The following is a 19,006-nucleotide window of genomic DNA, read 5'->3' on the forward strand; positions in this document are numbered from 1 at the left end:
CTACACGACGCTGGTTCCTAGACTGCGCGGGCGCTGGTCTCCCAGTACCGCGCGCGCAGTGCCTTCTTGTCCAGCTTGCCCAGCGGTGTCAACGGGAGTGAATCCACGAAGTCGATGCTCTTGGGAGCGTGAACCGAACCCTTGGCTGCCTTCACCTTGTCGACCAGTTCCTCGGTGTCCACGGTCAGTCCGGCACGAAGCACCACGCAGGCCTTGACGGCTTCGCCCCACTTGTCGTCCGGTACACCGACTACCGCCACCGATGCGACGGACGGGTGCGCCGAGATCACGTCTTCGATCTCGCGCGGGAACACGTTGAAACCACCGGTCACGATCATGTCCTTCTTGCGATCGACGATGGACATGAACCCGTCCTTGTCCTTACGTGCGATGTCGCCGGTGTGCAGCCAACCCCCACGGAACGCCTCGGCGGTTTCGGCCGGCTTCTTCCAGTAGCCCTTCATGATCAGCGGGCCGCGCACGCAGATCTCACCGAGCTCTCCCTGCGGCACCTCGTTGAGGTCGTCGTCGAGCAACCGGACGTCGAGCCATGGCACCGGCCGCCCACAGGTCGCGAGGCGGGCCGGATCGTCGGCGACGTGTTCTTCCTTGCGCAGCACCGAGATTGTCATGCCGCACTCGGTCTGACCGTAGAACTGGAAGAAGATCTGACCGAACTTCTTGATGCCCTCCTGCAATCTGGCCGGGGACATCGCGGACGCTCCGTAGAACAGCGTCTGCAAACTCGATACGTCACGCTTGGGCAGATCGGGGTGGTCCATGAGCATGTAGATCATGGTGGGCACCAACATGGTTGCCGTGATCTTGTGCTTCTCGATCGCCTCGAGCACGGCCCCCGGTTCGAAGGCGGGCAGGACGATCAGAGCGCCGCCGCGCAGCAAAGTCGGGATGAAGAACGCCGCACCTGCATGTGAGAGTGGCGTGCAGATGAGAAAGCGGTTGTCCTCGGGCCACTGCCACTCCGACATCTGGATCTGATTGAGCGCTGCACCCGAACGGAACGATCCCACAACACCTTTGGGCTTGCCGGTCGTTCCACCGGTGTAGACCATGCTGCTGGCGTCTTCGGCATCGACGTGCGCTGCCTTCAGCGGCGCAGGCTCGAATGTCGCGGCCAGAGCAAGGATGTCGATCCCCACTTCGGACGGGCCCATCGAGAGCACGTTGGTCAGCGAAGGCGACGACGCCTTCAACTCGGCGGCACGCTCTTCGAAGGCGTTGGGATCGAAGATGAGGGTCTCGATCTCGGCGTCGTCGACGATGTACTTGTGGTCGTCGAGCGATCCCATCGGGTTCAAGGCACTCGCCCGGCAGCCGGTGATCATGGTCGCGCCCATGCTGATCAGCACCTCGGGGCGGTTCTTCGACAGCATCGCGGTGCTGGTGCCCTGAGTGATTCCCAGCGACGCGAGAGCCTGGGCGAAGCAGCTGATCTGATCGCGCATCTGCCCTCCGGTGAGGATCACGTCTCCGAGGTACAGCGCAGGCTTGTCGTGATTGCGTTCCAGAGCGGTGATGAGCAGGTCCGGACCGTATACCGGTCGGTGCAGGTCAGCGAACTCGTCTGTCATCTGGTCTTCCTTCTGCTCGGCGCGTGCAGTCATCGAGATGTGCTCCCGGTCACGGATACGATATCCAGAATTGCACAAAACTGGAACAGGTTCCACCTCTTCGATCGAATCCGAGAATGCTCCCGATCAGCGGGAAGCCCGTCGTCACCCGCGAGAGCGGTGGTTAGCGTCGATGTACCCACCGAGACGACAGCGTCTCGGTCGCGTCCAACGGAGAGTGTCATGACTACCAACCTCGGTACCGCCCACTTCACGGCATCTGCTCCCCGTACGCCCACCACGCTCCTCTCGGATTTCGACTCGCTGTACGGCACCGTGCGCTCGGCACCCGACGGGTCCGTCGTCGAACAGGACGTCGTGTTCTTCGGGCGCCCTGATCCGGGCGCGCTGCTCACCGGATCCGTGAGGCCGCTGGGCTCGACTCTCGAGCGGATCACCGAATACCACGACCAGACCGGGCATCTGGTTGCCGAGGTCTTCGTCCGGGAAGCCCCGACAGCGGGCACCGGAACCGATTCCGTTGCTGCCCTTGCCGATTTCGCCGCTCGTCGTTACGGCTCGGCGTCGCTACGACGGTTCCGCGGACGTTGCACCGCAACTTCCGCGGGAGCAGATCTGAACTGCTCCGTGACGGTGCTCGCTACGTACGAGAAGGACCACGAGAGCGTCGCCGACGTAGCTCTGGTCGCCACCGATCCCACCGGGGTCGTCACCGCTCGGGCCTGGGCGACTTACGCGATCGACGATGTGGCGACACTCGCGAGCTGAATCTCTGCAGGTCACCGAGCGGGTGTTCCATCCAGCGGGAACTGCCGTATCTCCAGAGGACGCTTCGTCGTTGTATGAGACGGATCACATCACTGGAGCGTCGCAAGACGCGGCTCGGAGGAAGACATGGCACTCGGAACCGGCCCACTCACCACTACGGACGCCTCGACGCAGTCGGGCGCCGGCGAGGAAATTCGAGAAATCGAAGCGGCAGCGCCCCCGGCGCGGTTCGCGCGTGGATGGCACTGCCTCGGACTGAGCAATACCTATCGCGACGGTCAGCCCCACCAGATCGAGGCATTCGGCACCAGCCTTGTCGTCTTCGCCGACAGCAAGGGCGACATCAAGATTCTCGACGCCTACTGCCGCCACATGGGTGGCAACCTCGCTCACGGAACCGTCAAGGGCGATTCGATCGCCTGCCCGTTCCACGACTGGCGTTGGGGCGGTAACGGAAAATGTACGGCGATCCCCTACGCACGACGCGTTCCGCCGCTGGCCAAGACGCGGGCGTGGACCACACTCGAGAAGAACGGTCAGCTGTTCGTCTGGCACGATCCCCAGGGGAATCCCCCGCCCGCCGAGGTCACAATTCCCGACATCGAGGGCTTCGGAAGCGATGAGTGGAGCGACTGGAGCTGGAACACGCTCACCATCGAAGGCTCTCATTGCCGCGAGATCGTGGACAACGTCGTGGACATGGCCCACTTCTTCTACGTTCACTACTCGTTCCCCAAGTACTTCAAGAACATCTTCGAAGGTCACGTAGCGAGCCAGTACATGGAATCGGTGGGACGCGAGGACATCATCAGCGGCACCAACTACGGTGATCCCAACGCTGTTCTTCGTTCGGATGCTTCGTATTTCGGTCCGTCGTACATGATCGACTGGATCAAGAGCGAAGCCAACGGGCAGATCATCGAAACTGTATTGATCAACTGCCACTACCCCATCTCGAACAATGCCTTCGTGTTGCAGTACGGCGCGATGGTCAAGAAGCTTCCCGGTATGGACGACGAGTCCACTGCCGCGATGGCCGCGCAGTTCACCGAGGGCGTCGAGATGGGATTCCTTCAGGACGTGGAGATCTGGAAGAACAAGGCCCCGATCGACAACCCGCTGCTCTCCGAGGAGGACGGCCCGGTTTACCAGTTGCGGCGCTGGTACAACCAGTTCTACACCGATGTCGAGAACGTCACGGAAGACATGACGAAGCGCTTCGAATTCGAGATCGACACTACCCGCGCAGTGGAGAGCTGGAAGCGGGAAGTCGCCGAAAACGTTGCCGCACGTGACGCCCAGGCGCTCGAGACAACCTCCTGATTCGCAGTCGAAAACACTGCTGAGACAACCTGACTGAACGCAAGGAACAACATGACGTACGAAGTGCTCGAACAGATCAACGCGATGGCCGACGACATCTTCGCCGAAGGCATCGAGGCCGAGCGGATCGGCCGGGTGGCCGACGACACCGCCAAGAAGATGAAGGCAATCGGTTCCATCCGCATGCTCCAACCCAAGGAACACGGCGGAATGGAGGCGCATCCTCGCGAGTTCGCCGAGACCGTGATGCGCATGGCTTCGCTCAATCCCTCGGCCGGCTGGGTACACGGGATCGTCGGAGTTCACCCGTGGCAGCTCGCGTTCGCGGATCCCAAGGTGCAGCAGGAGATCTGGGGATCGGATCCCGACACCTGGATGGCATCGCCGTACATGCCCGGCGGAATGTGTATCCCCACCGACGGCGGCTACAAGTTCTCCGGCCGCTGGCAGTTCTCTTCCGGCACCGACCATTGCGACTGGGCTTTCCTCGGTGCGATGGCGTGCGACAAGGACGGCAACATGGAGATGCCGCCGCGCATGCTCCATGTGATCATTCCGCGCACCGACTACGAGATCATCGAAGACTCGTGGGATGTCATGGGACTTCGCGGCACCGGCTCCAAGGACCTCGTGGTCAAGGATGCGTACGTCCCCGATTACCGCGTCATGGACTGCGACGAGGTCATCGACGGAACGGCGGTGCGCAAGTACGGGCGCACCGAGACGCTGTACCTGATGCCGTGGTCGAACATGTTCCCCCTCGGTATCACCGCCGCCACGATCGGCATCTGCGAGGGAATGCTCTTCCACGCCAACGAGTACCAGGCCGATCGCATCAACGCACAGGGCACGGCGGTCAAGGACGACCCGTACACCTTGTTCGCCATCGGTCAGGCAACTGCCGACATCCGGGCAGCCCGCGACACCCTGCTGGCCAACGTCGACCGCATGTGGGATCGAGTGGATGCCGGCAAGGAAGTGACCTTCGAGCAGCGCGCCGAGGGACGTCAGACTCAGGTGCAGGCAGCGTGGCGCGCAATCAACGCGATCGATCAGGTCTACCCGCGCTGCGGCGGCAACGCACTGCGGATGGACAAGCCACTTCAGCGATTCTGGCGCGACGCTCACGCGGGACAGCACCATGCAATTCACGTGCCGGGCACCGTATTCCACGCCGCCTCGCTGAGCCGTCTCGGCGCAGATCCGCAGGGTCCGCTGCGGGCGATGATCTGATCAGACTTCGACACAAGAAATCGACAGGAACAGAACACGATGACACACACTGACATCAAGGGACTTGGCTACGTCAAGATCTCGACCAACGACATGGCACGTTGGCGCACTTTCGCTTTCGATGTTCTCGGATTCGCCAAGGGCAGTGGGCCGGACGAGAACGCTCTCTACCTACGACTCGACGAGCGTGCTGCTCGCATCGTCGTCGTCGAGGGTGAGCGCGACGAGATCGTCAACATCGGTTGGGAGGTCGCCGATCACGCCGCACTGCGCCGCGTTCAGGAGTCCCTCGAAAAGAACGGCACCGAGGTGGAGCAGCTTTCGCTCGCCGAAGCGGATGCTCGACGGGTCGAAGAGGTCATCGCCTTCACCGATCCCGGTGGAGCAGCCATCGAGGTCTTCCACGGCGCGATCCTCGACCACAGCCCCGTGGTGACGCCCTTCGGCGCTCGATTCGTCACCGGCGCACAGGGTCTCGGCCACGTCGTGCTCCCGGTGATGGACAGTGCTGCGAGCTTCGACTTCTACACCGAGGTGCTCGGCTTCTACCCGCGCGGCGCCTTCCGCCTGCCGGCCCCGCCCGAATTCGGGCCGCTGCGAATCCGTTTCATGGGCGTCAACGAGCGTCACCACAGCTTGGCCCTGTGCCCGGCACCGCACGGCGGCGCACCCGGCCTGATTCACATCATGGTCGAGGTCGACACCCTCGACGCTGTCGGCCAGGCTCTCGACCGAGTGATGAAGGACGGATTCTCCGTGTCGTCGACCTTGGGTCGCCACACCAACGACAAGATGATCTCCTTCTACGTCCGCGCACCCGGCGGATGGGACATCGAGTTCGGCACCGAGGGCGCGAAGGTGGATCAGGACTCGTACTCCTCCGAGGAGATCACCGCTGACAGCTACTGGGGCCACGACTGGTCGGGAAGCGAACCGCTGGCAGCTATGTAGTACCTGCCGGCGACGATGTAGTACCCGCCGGTAGTAAACCGACGAAGGGGCTTGCGCGAGCATTCGCGCAAGCCCCTTCGTCGTTTCCACCGTGACGCGCCCGAAAACAGACCGGTGATCCACTTCACAAATCCGGAACTCTATGACACTATTTCTAATTGAAATAGCCAGTTCACTGGTTGTGGAGCTCTAAGAGAAGTGAGGTACACGATGACACTGCAGGCTGTGGATGCTTTAGGCGCCGATTCGGCCCCGACAGCAATTCTCGATCGCGTCTCGCTGGTTCTCGACGCCTTCGACGGTCCCGGCAGGTTGACGCTCGCTCAGGTCGTTCGGAGCACGGGCCTGCCACGCTCGTCTGCCCACCGCATGCTCGAACGTCTCGTCTCGATGCGTTGGCTGCGCCGCGACGGCCGCGACTACGAACTCGGTATGCGCCTCGTCGAACTGGGATCGCTCGCGGTTCATCAAGACCGCCTCCACGCTGCAGCCATGCCGCTCCTCCACGAGCTCTACCGCGTCACCGGCTTCGTGGTTCACCTCGGCATCCTCGACGGGCCCGATGTGGTCTACATGGAGAAGATCGGCGGACGCCTCGCTGCCGCGGTGCCGACGCGTGTCGGTGGTCGACGCCGGGCCGAGACCACTGCGATCGGTCAGGCACTGCTTGCATTCGGTTCGCCGAAGTCCTCGGGCTACGCACTGCCCCACCTCGCCAGGATTCGCGAATCAGGGGTGGCATTCGAAACCGGAAACGGCCTACCGGGATTCAGCTGTCTTGCGGCACCGATCGGCCCCATCGGCCGCGCTGTTGCCGCGGTATCCATCTGCGCGCCGTCGAAGGCTCTCCGACTCGACCACGTCAGCGCAGCGCCGGTTCGGATGGCGGCCGCTGCCATTTGGCGTGGCATCGACGGCGGATCGCTGAGCGTCACTCCGACGTTGCAGCGTCGTCACCTGCTGCGCAACATGCCCACCGCAGCCGGGGCCTGACTCAGATATTCGAGCCGTTGCCGGTGAGACCGGCTTGCTCGAGCGCCAACACGTACTCCTCGACGTTCTTCCATCTGCCAGGCGTCGAGGGCAACGGCGATCCCAGTCGGTCGTGCTCGGCGACGTTCGCGAACTCGGCGGACGCACGATCGATGTCTTCGAGTAGTTCGCGAGCAAGTTCGATCTCGGCTCGGAAGTACCGTTCCGACCATCGCAACGTCATGACCGGGAACGACCAGGCCGGCTCGTTCTCGGCATGATCTGCGTGGAGTTTCGCGCGTCGAATCTGCTCTTCGACGTTGGCGATATGGGCTTCGACCAGTGCCTTGAGTCGCTCGGGTTCGTTGAGGTGTCCCATCCACAGACGCAACATCACGCCGTGCTTGAGCACCGGGACTTCCACCGGCGCCTCCCGTGACCACGTCCGGACGGCGTCGGTTCCTGATTGGGTGATCGAGTAGAGGCGCTTGCCCCGCACCCCGGGCTCGGAGACGACCCGGGACTCCACGAATCCGATGCTTTCGAGCTTCTTCAGCTCTGCGTAGACCTGGCTGATGGACGGGCTCCAGTAGAAGAAGCCGACACTCCAGTCGGCCCACTTCTTCAAATCGTTTCCGGTCAGTTCCTCCCCGAACGTCAGCATCCCGAGCACTGCCCAGCTGGTAGCGGGAAGTCCTCGGGACACGTCATCAGGTTCGGACATGCCCGAAGTCTAACAATCACTGGTGATTTGCTGGTTTCGTAGAATCCGAACGGACCGCTGAGCGGGATCAAATTTGCCCGAGACCCCTCCACCTGACACTCGGTCGGTCCGAACCCGTGGCGAGAAGCCATTGCTGCCATTGAGTGGGACTGCCGCTGGATTACGCCCGCGGCGCCACACATCGTTGCTTCTGAAGCTGTTTTCAGAGTTTTGAACAGAGATTTGAACAAGGAGACGACATGACCGTGGAAAACGCCGAGCCGCCAGTTCTGGACGGACGCACACTTCGCAACGTGATGAGCAATTTCTGCACTGGCGTCACCGTCATCACCGCTCACGATGGAGACTCACCCCTCGGCTTCACCTGCCAGTCTCTGGTCTCGGTATCGCTCGATCCCCCGTTGCTTTCGTTCTGCCCGGCGAAGACGTCGACAAGTTGGCCGAAGCTTCGCGAATCCGGAACTCTCTGCATCAATGTTCTCGCCCACGATCAGCAGGACATGTGTTCGGCGTTCGCTCGCGGCGGGACCGACAAGTTCCTCGGCGTCGAGTGGGACGCGGCCGGCAACGGTGCTCCGGCGCTCAGCGGCGCACTCGCTCGCATCGAGGCCACCGTCGAGCAGGAGCACGACGCCGGTGATCACACCATCGTCGTCGCACGAATCACCGATCTGAACGTGCTGCGCCACGATGGTCCGCTTCTGTTCTACCGCGGCGGCTTCGGACGCTTCGACGCCTGAATTTCTTGCGGGCCGTCCCGCTGCGTGGGAGATTGCAACGCCGAATCGAGACGGCACCGATAGCGTCCGAAGTAGTTGTCAGACCCTGAACTTCTCGACTGATCGGACTAACTCGATGACCACTCTCGAACCAGACACCACGGCCGCGATCACGGCGACGGTTACCACCTACCTCGACGCCGTGGCTCGCGGATCGTCAGCGGACATCGCCGCCCTCTACGCCGAGAACGCGACACTCGAAGACCCGGTCGGCAGCGAACCCCGTGTCGGCAAAGCGGCGATCACCGAGTTCTACGGCGCTCTCGAGGGCGGTTCGCAAGAGACGGAGCTTCTCACCTTGCGGGTGAGCGGATCCAGCGCGGCCTTCCACTTCCGCGTCGTCACACCGGTGGGCGATCAGGTCTACGAGGTCGAACCGATCGACGTCATGACTTTCGACGCGGACGCCAAGATCACGAGCATGCGCGCGTTCTGGTCACCGGCCGATCTGATTGCACGCTGATGCGTCAGGTCAGCTGTCGGAACTGCGGAAACCGCGTTCTGGTCGAGAAATACAGCGAAGCGCACACCAGCGTTCAATGGCTCGAAGAGTCGCAAGTGGTGTGCCCGGAACTGGGGCGTGAGAACGGTCGAGCCAACGCTCAGCGGACGTGTGGCGCTCTGCGTCAGACGATCAACGACCTTGCCGACGCCGGTGAGCTGGAGATGAGCCTGCGCAGCTACCCGGTGCCGGGCAAGCTGTCCTGAACGCTTCCGCGTAGGACTTCGGCGAACGTGCGCGCCGATTCCAAGTCGTCGGCGTTCGGCCGCCCCTTCCGGATACCTCCGAACGGCTTGAACGGAAAATACGTATCCCACGCACGGGACGAGAAGGCTGCGACCACATCGAAGCCCTTCTGCTCGAGCAGCTGAACCAGTGGACGCGAGAAGCGATGAATCCCCTTGTCGGGAAAACCACTGGTGGCGAAGACAAAAGCCTTGGATCGCCGTTCTTCGGGGAGTGCCTCGATGAACGAGCGTAGGTCTTCGTGGTACGAGCGTAGGTAGATGCCGGAGCCGAAGCCCACGAGGTCGTAGTCGGCGAGCTGCGCGGCGTCGATGTCACCGGGCTCGACCACGCGAGCATCGAGAACTTCTCCGATGACGTCGGCGATACGCTTCGTATTGCCATGGGAGACAGAGGTACACACGATGATTGCCTTCATCGACTGCCTTCTTTCGTCGCTGTGTGTGGGACGCCATCTACGTTCTCGCGCAGGTAGATCCAGGTGATGAATCCCCCGCAGATTGCAAAAATCACGGCGACAACCGAATATGCGTCGAGCGGAAACCCAGTCCAGATCAAGCCTGCAACAAGGACCATCGCACCAACAGCCAGACCTGCCGATACTTCCTTGGACATACGCATCCCTCCCCTCGTTCATCACTGACAGTTCCAGGATAGAGGTACCAGCGAAGCTACGGACAGCCGTGACGGTGGGGAATGATGCCGGTATGTCAGCACGATTGAAAGGACGCAGGCGCGCGGTCAACGCTTTGCTCGTCGACGTCGAACGATGGGCCGCTGAGCACGATGACGTCAAAGCTGTAGCGCTGGTCGGGTCCTACGCGCGCGGCGCGGAGCGTATGGCGAGTGATCTTGATTTGATGATCCTGGCCGACGACGCGAACGCGCTCGCAAATGAAGACTGGTTCGTGCGGCTCCGCCCCGACGCGCAATTCATCAGAGCCGCAAACTGGGGGCCAGTTCGAGAACGACGCTTCCGCCTACGGTCCGGCCTCCTCGTCGAGCTGAATTTCGCGAGCGAGAGCTGGGCGGACGTTCCGCTCGACGCGGGCACTCGACGTGTTCTCGAAGACGGACACCGAATCCTGTACGACACGGGGCCTCTTCGTGTCGCTGCGAGTGCAGTAGGAATTGATCGATGAGCACTGCGTCGGTCTTCGAAACCTTAGCCGCCGAAATATCCGCGTTGCGCGGCTCGCCTCTCGTCGCGATCGACGGTGTCGATGGGAGCGGCAAGACGACATTCGCGAAAAGCCTTACAGCGCAGCTGAATGCACGCACAGCCATCGTGATTCACGTCGATGACTTTCTGAATCCGCCGGAGATTCGTCATCGTAGAGGTCGGCAATCACCGGAAGGCTTCTGGCTCGACAGCTACGACTACGACGCCCTCGAACGACATGTTCTCGATCCGTTGGGGCGGGGCGGGAGCAGAAGGTACCGACAACGGCGGGACAGCGACGCGTACCTGCATGCAGCCGATGGAGCGATAGTCCTTGTCGAAGGACTCTTCCTGCATCGAGACGAACTCGCCGAACGATGGGACTATTCGATCTTCCTCGATGCGCCCTTCGAGGAGACCGCGCGGCGCATGAACCTTCGCGACGGAACGAACGCGGATCCGGATCATCCTTCGATGAACAGATATGTGGGCGGGCAACGGCTTTACTTCGCCGCTGCAAAACCCTGGACCCGAGCCGACTGCGTCATCGACAACTCCGACTCGGGCATGCCGCGCATCCACTCCTGATATCGCGTCGAGATCGCGAGCGATACTCGTATTCCGCCATCCCTCCCTGCCTGGGAATTCTCCCGAACGGTCGTGAGAAGTCGCGTAGGGTTTCTCAATGACGTCACCAACTGCCTCCCGCATCAGAACTCTGAACTGGATCGCATTCGGGATCGGGATTCTGCTGACTGCCCTCGCAATTTACGATCTCGTTCAAGGCGAGCGTTCAACCAGTGTATGGATCGCCGTTGTGTGTTGGCCGATTGTCGCAACACTCAGTGCGGTCCAGCTATTCAAGTCGAGACCCAACAGCTGAGTACCTGATGTGCACCCACTGATCCTCAGGCGAATGTCCGGAACAGGCCTTCTCTCGCTCACCGGGAAGGCACGTATGAGGCGCCACCATCCGACCATAGCTTTGTGACATGGACAACAACGTCGATGTCATTGTCATCGGATCGGGCGCTGCCGGATCCGCCGCAGCACTCCAAGCACACGCTGACGGCGCGTCGGTGGTGATTCTGGAGAAGAGTGGACGCGATACCGCGGGCGGCAACACTCGACTGTCCGGCAGTGGATGGTTCGTCAACCAGGACCCTGCCGCCGCCCGCACCTTCCTGCGTTCGTTGAACGGAACGTTCACCGTTGCCGACGACGTCATCGACGCCTGGGCAGAGAATACGCAAGGACTGTCCGACTGGCTCCGCAGTCTGGGTGCAACTGTAGCGATGACCGGCGATTTCCATTCCACGGCGGAGTACGGCGAACTCGACGGAAGTTCTTGTTACGCAGGGATGGATACCATCGAAGGGAAGATGGGCAATGAACTTCTCTACCGCTTCCTCGTTTCCGCTCTCGCTGAACGCGGCATCACAACTCTTTTCGACACCGAAGCCACCAGACTCTTGACGGATGAATCCGGATCGGTGACCGGAGTCGAGATCCGTTCGGGTGAACAAACTTCGCAGATCCATGCGCGCCGAGGTGTCATCCTTGCCACCGGAGGTTTCGAAGCAAATCCGGCCATGGTGCGCGATTGCCTACGCCTGGAGAATCCGAAGATCTGGGGCTCACCTTCGGCAACAGGCGACGGCCACCTGATGGCACAGGCAGTGGGCGCGGATCTGTGGCACATGAACAACATGATGACCATTACGGGAATCCCCGGCGACCTCGAAAATCCGACTGGATTCTTCCTCGCACTGTGGAACGCGCACAACTATGTGTTCCTCAGCCGGGAAGGTCGACGCTTCACCGACGAGTCAGCCGAAATGCGGCACGGTCATGTGTTCAGAGAGGGTTCCTACCAACACTTTCCGGTGCAACCGATGAACATTGTGTTCGACGAGACGATGAGGTTGGCCGGGCAGCTGAGCCCCGGTCGCGACGCACTGCCTGTCGGACACATGGTCCTCGACGAAGGATACGAGTGGAGTTCGGACAATCAAGCCGAGATCGACAAGGGTTGGATCGTCAAAGCGGACACGCTTGCCGAACTCGCCGGGAAGCTCGGCTTGGACCCCACCGTCGTGGAAACAAGTGTGCACCGCTACAACGAGGCGTGCGCGGACGGCGTAGACCATTCCTTCGGCCGCAACCCGGAAACTTTGGCCCCGGTGGCAACCGCTCCGTTCTACGCCGTCTCCGGGCCGCCACTGCTGGGATGGAGTAGCGGTGGGCCGCGCCGCGACGGTCATTCCCGCGTCCTCGACACCGCCGGTAGCCCGATTCCGGGGCTGTATGCGGCGGGCGCAGTGAGTTCCACCTACAGCGCGGCGAAGGACGGTGGATTCCATATTGCCGACGCCTTCGCGTTCGGTCGTGTTGCCGGCGCCCATGCTGCCGCGCGTAAAGCTTGATATCGCCGGCCTTTCGACTGACTAGCCACGCACAATTACGTGGCTGGTCAGTTGTGGTCGATCGTCACTCAGATGGACCCTCTGCGCCGGATGAAACCGAGATTCGTAGCGGGACGCTATCGCCTCGGCGGAACCGTAATAGCTCACATCTCGCGGGCGTACCTTCGCACGCCGCAAGGACTCGTCGAAGCTGGCTTCAACCCAGATGCGTAGGTCGAACTGATCTCGCATCAGTCCGCGAAAAAGCAGCACTCCCTCGACGATTACAATGGCGCGATCCGGGACTCGGGGCTTCGATACCACCGATACGTCTGTCTCCGGATCAGTCGAGACGTAGGAAATTTCGGTAACTTCGGCCGACCGCAGCGGCACCATCACACGGCTACTCAGGTTCGAATAGTCGTACGCATCCTCGAGATACCCACGCACCGTGTCAGGATTTTTGTTCCGGATCGCTTTCGCAGTCGAGAACTCGTCGCCACGGATCATGATCACGTCATGGCCCGACGTCGAGATCCCGTCAGCCAACTCGTCTGCGATCGTCGATTTTCCGGATGCCTCGATTCCTGAAATCCCGACGATAGTGCGTCCGAGGCGATCTTCGTGGCAGCGTACGACGTGTTCGACGAGAGAACCCGAATCATCTGCCCCGAAGGTTGTCTGTCGCTTCACACCCGAGCGGCCTTGACCTCGTCGAAGAACGCGACGACGGCGGCTTCGTTCTCCGGCGGAACGGTGAGCGATGCCCGTGGACCCGCTACCGCGATGGAGTCGTCGGCGAGCCGGTTTCCAATGGTGAGCTTCAATCCCGATTTCGACGGTTTCGCCTTCACTGCAATGTGTTCGACATGCCAGCGAGCCACTTCGCTCGTGCTCGCGGCGGTGCGGTCGAAGACCTCCACCGTGCGGTGGTCGAGGACCATGACGATGTTGGTCCCGACGGTGACTTCCAGATAGCGTCGTTCCGCCACGGTGTGCGCCTTTCGGTTAGGTGAAACCGACGCTACACACCGTGGCGGAACCCAGCGCGACAAACCTCAGCTATTCAAAACTTCAGCGGGACGAACTCCCCGCATCCACCGGCAGGGCGACCGACGTGATGTAGCGGGCCTCGTCGGAGGCCAGGAACAGTGCCGCATTCGCTACGTCCACCGGTTCGATCCACGGAATGGCAAGCATGTTCATCGTCATCGCCGCCGCAGCGAATTCCTCGCGCGTCGGGTTCTCGAGATCGGGGCGGAACTTGCCGCGCACCAACGGGTTCTGAATCATCGGGGTGTCGACGTTGGTGGGATGGACAGTGTTGACCCGCACGTTGTACGGAGCCAATTCCTTTGCCAGCGAACGCATCAGACCAACGACTCCATGCTTGGCTGCGGTGTAGTGCGCAACTCCGACCAGCCCCCGCAATCCGGCGATGGAGCTGGTGAGTGTCATCGATCCCCCACCTCGCGCGATCAAGTGCGGCGCCGCAACCGTCGTGGTGTGCCACACCCCGGTCAGGTTCACGTCCAACATGGTCTGCCACATCGTTTCCGACATCGTCAGAGCCCCGTCGGAGGACGTGATACCAGCTGTAGCGCACACGATGTCGAGTCCACCGAGCGCTTCGACCCCCGAGTCCACCGCGCTGCGTAGCGCCTCGAGATCCCGAACGTCCACTACCGCAGATTCGACCTTTCGCCCCAGTGCCTCGATCTGGGCTACCGTCTCGGCGAGATCGGATTCCGACGCGGGCGGGGTGACTGTCGTTTCCACCGACGCGCACACGTCGATCGCGATGATGTCCGCACCTTCTTCGGCGAATCGCACGGCCTGAGCCCGGCCGATTCCTCGTGCCGCACCCGTGATCAGCGCGACCTTGCCTTCCAATCGAGAAGTCATCAATTCACACTTTCTGGGTCAGGCCAGCGTCGACCACCAACTGACAGCCGGTCATGAAGCGGGACTCCGCGGATGCGAGAAACAGGACGGCATTGCTGACATCCACCGGATCGACCCAGGGAACAGGTAACAGGTTGCGTGCGCTCAGTACTGCAGCGGCGTCTGCTTCCGTGGGATTCTCGATGTCCGGGCACAGGTTCGCGAACACTCGCTCGTTGATGATCATCGGGGTACGTACCGAACCCGGATGCACGGAGTTGACGCGAATACCCTCCGCGCCCAACTCGTTGGCCAGCGTTCTGGCCAGGCCCACCACGGCGTGCTTGGCGGCGCTGTAATGACTCGCTCCGGCAATACCTTTGATTCCCGCTGTCGAGCTGACCAGAACGACCGATCCACCGTCGCCGAAGTGCGGAACACAGGCCTTGACGGTGTGCCACGCCCCGGTCAGATTGACGTCGAGCGAGCGGTTCCACACCGCAGGATCGACGGTCCACGACGGTCCCGGCGTGTCGTACACGCCCGCATTCGCGACGACGACGTCCAACCCGCCGAGCTCGGCGACACAATCGGCGACTACCGCGGCGAGATCTTCGAAGTCACGAATGTCCGCGACGCCGGTGACCGCCACGCCTCCACGCTCGCGTACCGCCTGGGCGGTCTCCTCCAGCTCGGACTTTGCCTGCACGACATCCAACGCGATCACGGACGCGCCTTCGTCGGCGAGACGCTCGCAGTGTGAGCGGCCCATCCCGCCGGCCGCACCTGTCACGAGTACACGAAGACCCTCGAGGCGACTCATGCGTGCACCGCACTGTTCAGTTCGAAGCCTCGGTATCCCGCGGCTGCCACGTCTGCACAGATGTCGGAGTAGACACCGAATCCTCCGATGAATGGCATGAATATCCTCGGCTTTCCCGGAATGTTGGCTCCCATGTACCAGGAGTTCGCGGATGGAAACAGCGTCGCCGACGCCCGGCGTGAGCATTCGTCGAGCCAGTTGTCCACGGCTTCGGCACTCGGTTCGATGGTGTCGATGCCCGCCGAATCGAGGTGGTTGATCGCGCCCGCGATCCAGTCCACGTGCTGCTCGGCAGCGAGAATCATGTTGGACAGCACACTCGGGCTACCCGGCCCGGTGACGATGAACAGGTTGGGGAACCCGTGTACTCCGAGGCCTAGATACGTCCTTGGACCCGCAGTCCAGTTCTCGCGCAACGTCTCGCCATTGCGGCCGCGGATCTCGATGCGATCGAGCGCTCCCGTCATCGCGTCGAACCCGGTGGCAAACACCAGCGCATCCAGTTCGTAGTGCGCATCGGCCGTCTTGATTCCAGTCTCGTCGATCGCCTCGATCGGTGCGGACTTGAGATTCACCAGGCTGACGTTGTCACGGTTGTAGCTCTGGTAGTAGTTCGTATCCGTGACTATCCGCTTGGTTCCGATGGGGTGGTCGTTCGGAATGAGCAGGTCGGCGATCGCCTGATCCTGGACTTCCGAGCGGATCTTGCGTTCGGCAAACGCTGCCGCTGTCCCGTTGGCCTCGATGTTGCTCGTCTGGTCTGCGAAGGTCTTGGCGAACAGGACACCGCCGAGCTTCCACCGCTCCTCGTATGCCGCGTTTCTCTCGGCCTCCGAGACCTCGAGGGCGCTGCGAGGATCCGAAACGAACGGCGATCCGCCGCCACTGCGCTTGGACAGCGCTCGACGCTTTGCGTAGCCGGCCTTGATCTCGGCGCGGCGCTTGTCATCGAGAGGCGTGTTTCCTGCCGGCACACTGTAATTCGCGGACCGCTGGAACACGTAGAGATGATCGGCCTGCTCGGCGATCAGCGGAATGGACTGGATGCCCGAAGATCCGGTACCGATCACGCCGACTCGTTTGCCGGTGAAGTCGACGCCCTCGTGCGGCCAGAAACCGGTGTGGAACACATCGCCACCGAAGGTCTCACGGCCCGCAATGTTCGGAACGTTTGCGGTCGAGAGGCTGCCCGTGGCGCACACGACGAAGCGTGAGGTGACGTCGTGACCGCCGTCGGTCTGTACTCGCCACGTGGCAGTACCCTCGTCGAACTGTGCGCTCAGAACGCGTGTGTCGAAGGTGAAGCCAGTGCGTAGGTCGAAGCGATCAGCCACGTGATCGAGGTACGAGAGGATCTCCGGTTGCGCGGCGTACTTCTCGCTCCAGTCCCAATCCTGTTGCAGCTCTTCGGAGAACGAGTAGGAGTAGTCGAAACTCTCGACGTCACAGCGTGCGCCGGGGTAGCGGTTGAAATACCACGTGCCGCCCACTCCGGAGCCCGCCTCGAAGCCGTGGACACGCAGCCCCTGCTCGCGAAGTCGGTGCATGGCGTACATGCCAGCGACGCCGGCGCCGATGACTACGACGTCGAGTGGTGCGGTGGAGAAGTCAGGATCGGTCATGGTGGTCACGCTACGAGTGGACTGGTTGGTAGAGGAACGGGTTCTCCCGCTGGGTGGGCGGAGCCTCCACCCCATGACACTGGGTGGGCTACGGCAGTGGAGAGCGTTGGTGTCCACCGATCGGGGGACACCGATGTCATCCAGCACTCGGACCCGTAGGTGGACAGACCCGAAGGGATTTCGGGGCCATAGTTGTCTCATCACCGAAACACACGGTCACCGAGACCGACAAATCGAGGAGAAACATCATGGCTACCAACACAATTCGACCCGAAGCAATTTCCTTCTCCGGCCTCAGCATGGCAGCTCTGGTCGCCCGCGCCGCCGGGGCGAACGCTGTGAAGTCGATAACCGACACTTCCGTCACGACGGCGATGATCAGCAATTCGGGCTTCGGGGCCCTGTATCTGGTCGACGCATCCAATCCGAACGGTGACTGGATCGTCCCGCCGGCCGACTACATCCTGCCGAACATGAACGTCAACGTGGTCGCCACGAGCAAGAATCAGAACGACTTTCCCGTCGTGCTGACGTACCGCTCCGACGACGGTGGAGTGTTTGTCTTCAGCGCCACCAACTCGAAGACCAGGGCAGATGCCGGCGGAACGTACGCCCCCGACGGCCACGACGTCACGGTGACGATGACCTCGGGTTACCCGGCCATGAACGTCACGTACGTACTGCGGTGACTCCCGTTCACTCCAACAGACCCTGCCGCATCGCGGCGGCGACGGCGGCGCCTCGATCGTTGACTCCGAGTTTCTCGTAGAGGCGCTGCACGTGGGTTTTGACGGTCGAAGGCGCAAGAAAGAGCTGGGAGGCGATGGTGGGGATACTGGCGCCCTGTGCGATCAATCCGAGAACTTCACGCTCACGGGCGCTGAGAGTCGGGCCGGACGGCTCGCTACGGCGACGCACCTCCCCCACCAGTCCGGCAGCGATGCTGGGCGGCAACACATCTCGGCCCGCGGCGCAGTCGAGCACGGCGCTCACGATCTCGGCCCGGGTGGATTCCTTCGGCAGGAATCCGGCAGCACCCGCCTGCAGAGCCTGATACACGACGGACGATTCGTCGTGAGCACTGAGCAGGAGCACCCTGGTCGGCAACTCGTCTCGAACCACTGCTGCTGCCACCTGGGTCCCGTCCAGGTGCGGCATCCGGAAATCGATCAGCGCCACCTTCGGGCGTAATTCCCGAATCATTGCGAGCGCAGCTGCGCCGTCGTCGGCCTCGCCCAGAACGTCGATGCGGTCACTGCCGGTCAGGGCCCGAACCACGCCCTCACGAAACAACGGGTGATCGTCGCCGACCACCACGGAAACCTTGCCGACCACCGGCTTCGTGCCTTCTCGCATTGCTCACTTTCTCACGCCCGTACCAGCAATGCGAGCACTTGCGCCTCCCCCGATCGGGGGACACGCGATTCAACCCCGCCACGGCCCCGTCGGCGGACATACAGCAGCCCTGATTCGCGACAAGATTGATTCATCGCCGAGAACGGCAACCACACACCAGCCCAGGAGCAGACATCATGCGTACCAACACCACTCGCTTCGTAGCAGTCACCGCGATCGCCCTCGCTCTCGGCGGAACCGCACTGGGAACCGCGGCGGTCGCCAACGCCGGCACCATGCCGACGGACGGCCCGACGGTTGCCATGACCATCACCAACAACACCGACAACCCGATGCTGCTGGACAGCGCGTCCAACCCCTACGGACAGTGGATCAACGGCCCCCGCTCCTACCTGGCTCCGCACACGACCGAAATCGTCACCGCCTACAGCAGCGATCCCCGCGGCATCGGTGTCGACGTCACCTACAACGTGGCCGACGGAGTCCAGACCGTCATGGCAGCCAACAACTACGCCGGCAACCCCACCCTCGACGGGACCCGCATCATCGGTGACCCGACGCACGTCATCCTCACCGACTACATGGCCACCGGCTACCCCACGATGAACGCCTCCTACGACGTCTTCACGCAGAACTGAACCGAGCGTTGAAGCAACCACGAACT

At 62.1% G+C, this 19,006-nt stretch carries 23 protein-coding genes; 13 read left to right on the forward strand and 10 right to left on the reverse strand.

Annotation, left to right across the window (positions count from 1 at the left end; translation table 11 throughout):
- Window positions 1-17: 17 nt before the first annotated feature.
- A complete protein-coding gene (locus AC1DVN_RS19830) occupies window positions 18-1,592 on the reverse strand; it encodes an AMP-binding protein (protein WP_080910223.1) in 1,575 nt (524 codons plus the stop codon).
- Window positions 1,593-1,814: 222 nt separating this feature from the next.
- Here AC1DVN_RS19830 and AC1DVN_RS19835 point away from each other — a divergent pair, with 222 nt between their 5' ends.
- The 5 genes from AC1DVN_RS19835 to AC1DVN_RS19855 all read left to right on the forward strand — a co-directional run bounded on the left by AC1DVN_RS19835 (window position 1,815) and on the right by AC1DVN_RS19855 (window position 6,860).
- A complete protein-coding gene (locus AC1DVN_RS19835; protein ID WP_477994146.1) occupies window positions 1,815-2,360 on the forward strand; it encodes a hypothetical protein in 546 nt (181 codons plus the stop codon).
- 126 nt (window positions 2,361-2,486) lie between these two features.
- Window positions 2,487-3,683 (forward strand): 3-ketosteroid-9-alpha-monooxygenase, oxygenase component, encoded by a 1,197-nt coding sequence (locus AC1DVN_RS19840; RefSeq protein ID WP_020906621.1) that lies wholly within the window; start codon window positions 2,487-2,489, stop codon window positions 3,681-3,683.
- 51 nt (window positions 3,684-3,734) lie between these two features.
- Entirely contained in the window at window positions 3,735-4,916 is a 1,182-nt protein-coding gene (locus AC1DVN_RS19845) for an acyl-CoA dehydrogenase family protein (protein WP_019749417.1), read from the forward strand.
- A 39-nt stretch (window positions 4,917-4,955) separates the two neighbouring features.
- On the forward strand, window positions 4,956-5,867 hold the full coding sequence (gene bphC / locus AC1DVN_RS19850) for a biphenyl-2,3-diol 1,2-dioxygenase (protein ID WP_020968791.1): 912 nt from the start codon (window positions 4,956-4,958) through the stop codon (window positions 5,865-5,867).
- A gap of 210 nt (window positions 5,868-6,077) precedes the next feature.
- The gene (locus tag AC1DVN_RS19855; protein WP_020968790.1) at window positions 6,078-6,860 is read left to right on the forward strand and encodes an IclR family transcriptional regulator; all 783 of its coding nucleotides are present in this window, start codon (window positions 6,078-6,080) and stop codon (window positions 6,858-6,860) included.
- A gap of 1 nt (window position 6,861) precedes the next feature.
- On the opposite strand, the gene AC1DVN_RS19860 is transcribed toward AC1DVN_RS19855, so the two are convergent.
- Complete coding sequence (locus AC1DVN_RS19860) at window positions 6,862-7,563, reverse strand: PadR family transcriptional regulator (RefSeq protein ID WP_019749414.1); 702 nt, start codon at window positions 7,561-7,563, stop codon at window positions 6,862-6,864.
- Between the two features lie 239 nt (window positions 7,564-7,802).
- On the opposite strand from AC1DVN_RS19860, the gene AC1DVN_RS19865 reads away from it, so the two are divergent.
- From AC1DVN_RS19865 to AC1DVN_RS19875, 3 genes are all read left to right on the forward strand, one after another.
- Complete coding sequence (locus tag AC1DVN_RS19865; RefSeq protein WP_020906617.1) at window positions 7,803-8,303, forward strand: flavin reductase family protein; 501 nt, start codon at window positions 7,803-7,805, stop codon at window positions 8,301-8,303.
- A gap of 115 nt (window positions 8,304-8,418) precedes the next feature.
- The gene (locus tag AC1DVN_RS19870; RefSeq protein ID WP_020906616.1) at window positions 8,419-8,805 is read left to right on the forward strand and encodes a nuclear transport factor 2 family protein; all 387 of its coding nucleotides are present in this window, start codon (window positions 8,419-8,421) and stop codon (window positions 8,803-8,805) included.
- Complete coding sequence (locus AC1DVN_RS19875; RefSeq protein WP_020906615.1) at window positions 8,805-9,050, forward strand: hypothetical protein; 246 nt, start codon at window positions 8,805-8,807, stop codon at window positions 9,048-9,050. The genes AC1DVN_RS19870 and AC1DVN_RS19875 overlap by 1 nt, the downstream gene beginning before the upstream one ends.
- Here AC1DVN_RS19875 and AC1DVN_RS19880 read toward each other — a convergent pair.
- On the reverse strand, window positions 9,023-9,508 hold the full coding sequence (locus tag AC1DVN_RS19880; RefSeq protein ID WP_020906614.1) for a flavodoxin family protein: 486 nt from the start codon (window positions 9,506-9,508) through the stop codon (window positions 9,023-9,025). The two genes, AC1DVN_RS19875 and AC1DVN_RS19880, sit on opposite strands and share 28 nt — an antisense overlap.
- Window positions 9,505-9,705: a hypothetical protein gene (locus AC1DVN_RS19885; protein ID WP_021334256.1), complete on the reverse strand. Its 201-nt coding sequence runs from the start codon at window positions 9,703-9,705 to the stop codon at window positions 9,505-9,507. Before AC1DVN_RS19885 ends, AC1DVN_RS19880 begins: the two co-directional genes overlap by 4 nt.
- A gap of 92 nt (window positions 9,706-9,797) precedes the next feature.
- Between AC1DVN_RS19885 and AC1DVN_RS19890 the strand changes: the two genes are divergently transcribed.
- From AC1DVN_RS19890 to AC1DVN_RS19900, 3 genes are all read left to right on the forward strand, one after another.
- The gene (locus tag AC1DVN_RS19890) at window positions 9,798-10,232 is read left to right on the forward strand and encodes a nucleotidyltransferase domain-containing protein (RefSeq protein ID WP_477994147.1); all 435 of its coding nucleotides are present in this window, start codon (window positions 9,798-9,800) and stop codon (window positions 10,230-10,232) included.
- Complete coding sequence (locus AC1DVN_RS19895) at window positions 10,229-10,840, forward strand: AAA family ATPase (RefSeq protein ID WP_283569035.1); 612 nt, start codon at window positions 10,229-10,231, stop codon at window positions 10,838-10,840. The genes AC1DVN_RS19890 and AC1DVN_RS19895 overlap by 4 nt, the downstream gene beginning before the upstream one ends.
- A 404-nt stretch (window positions 10,841-11,244) precedes the next feature.
- Complete coding sequence (locus tag AC1DVN_RS19900) at window positions 11,245-12,678, forward strand: FAD-dependent oxidoreductase (protein WP_477994148.1); 1,434 nt, start codon at window positions 11,245-11,247, stop codon at window positions 12,676-12,678.
- A 21-nt stretch (window positions 12,679-12,699) separates the two neighbouring features.
- On the opposite strand, the gene AC1DVN_RS19905 is transcribed toward AC1DVN_RS19900, so the two are convergent.
- The 5 genes from AC1DVN_RS19905 to AC1DVN_RS19925 form a co-directional block, all read right to left on the reverse strand.
- A complete protein-coding gene (locus AC1DVN_RS19905; protein ID WP_477845760.1) occupies window positions 12,700-13,350 on the reverse strand; it encodes a nucleoside/nucleotide kinase family protein in 651 nt (216 codons plus the stop codon).
- A complete protein-coding gene (locus AC1DVN_RS19910) occupies window positions 13,347-13,649 on the reverse strand; it encodes a hypothetical protein (RefSeq protein ID WP_113682298.1) in 303 nt (100 codons plus the stop codon). The genes AC1DVN_RS19905 and AC1DVN_RS19910 overlap by 4 nt, the downstream gene beginning before the upstream one ends.
- 82 nt (window positions 13,650-13,731) lie before the next feature.
- A complete protein-coding gene (locus tag AC1DVN_RS19915; RefSeq protein ID WP_259120624.1) occupies window positions 13,732-14,562 on the reverse strand; it encodes a mycofactocin-coupled SDR family oxidoreductase in 831 nt (276 codons plus the stop codon).
- Between the two features lie 4 nt (window positions 14,563-14,566).
- Window positions 14,567-15,364 carry a mycofactocin-coupled SDR family oxidoreductase gene (locus tag AC1DVN_RS19920; RefSeq protein WP_477845758.1) on the reverse strand — a complete coding sequence of 266 codons (798 nt, stop codon included), beginning with the start codon at window positions 15,362-15,364 and terminating at the stop codon, window positions 14,567-14,569.
- On the reverse strand, window positions 15,361-16,986 hold the full coding sequence (locus AC1DVN_RS19925) for a flavin-containing monooxygenase (RefSeq protein ID WP_477845757.1): 1,626 nt from the start codon (window positions 16,984-16,986) through the stop codon (window positions 15,361-15,363). The genes AC1DVN_RS19920 and AC1DVN_RS19925 overlap by 4 nt, the downstream gene beginning before the upstream one ends.
- Before the next feature lie 248 nt (window positions 16,987-17,234).
- Here AC1DVN_RS19925 and AC1DVN_RS19930 point away from each other — a divergent pair, with 248 nt between their 5' ends.
- Window positions 17,235-17,675, forward strand: coding sequence for a hypothetical protein (locus tag AC1DVN_RS19930; RefSeq protein WP_019749394.1), 441 nt, complete (start codon window positions 17,235-17,237; stop codon window positions 17,673-17,675).
- A 7-nt stretch (window positions 17,676-17,682) separates the two neighbouring features.
- Here the strand turns inward: AC1DVN_RS19930 and AC1DVN_RS19935 are convergent, their stop codons facing one another.
- Entirely contained in the window at window positions 17,683-18,342 is a 660-nt protein-coding gene (locus tag AC1DVN_RS19935) for a response regulator (RefSeq protein ID WP_019749393.1), read from the reverse strand.
- A gap of 176 nt (window positions 18,343-18,518) precedes the next feature.
- Between AC1DVN_RS19935 and AC1DVN_RS19940 the strand changes: the two genes are divergently transcribed.
- A complete protein-coding gene (locus tag AC1DVN_RS19940; protein ID WP_019749392.1) occupies window positions 18,519-18,980 on the forward strand; it encodes a hypothetical protein in 462 nt (153 codons plus the stop codon).
- The last annotated feature ends 26 nt before the right edge of the window (window positions 18,981-19,006 follow it).

The sequence above is a fragment of the Rhodococcus sp. P4_E4 genome, assembly GCF_056401575.1.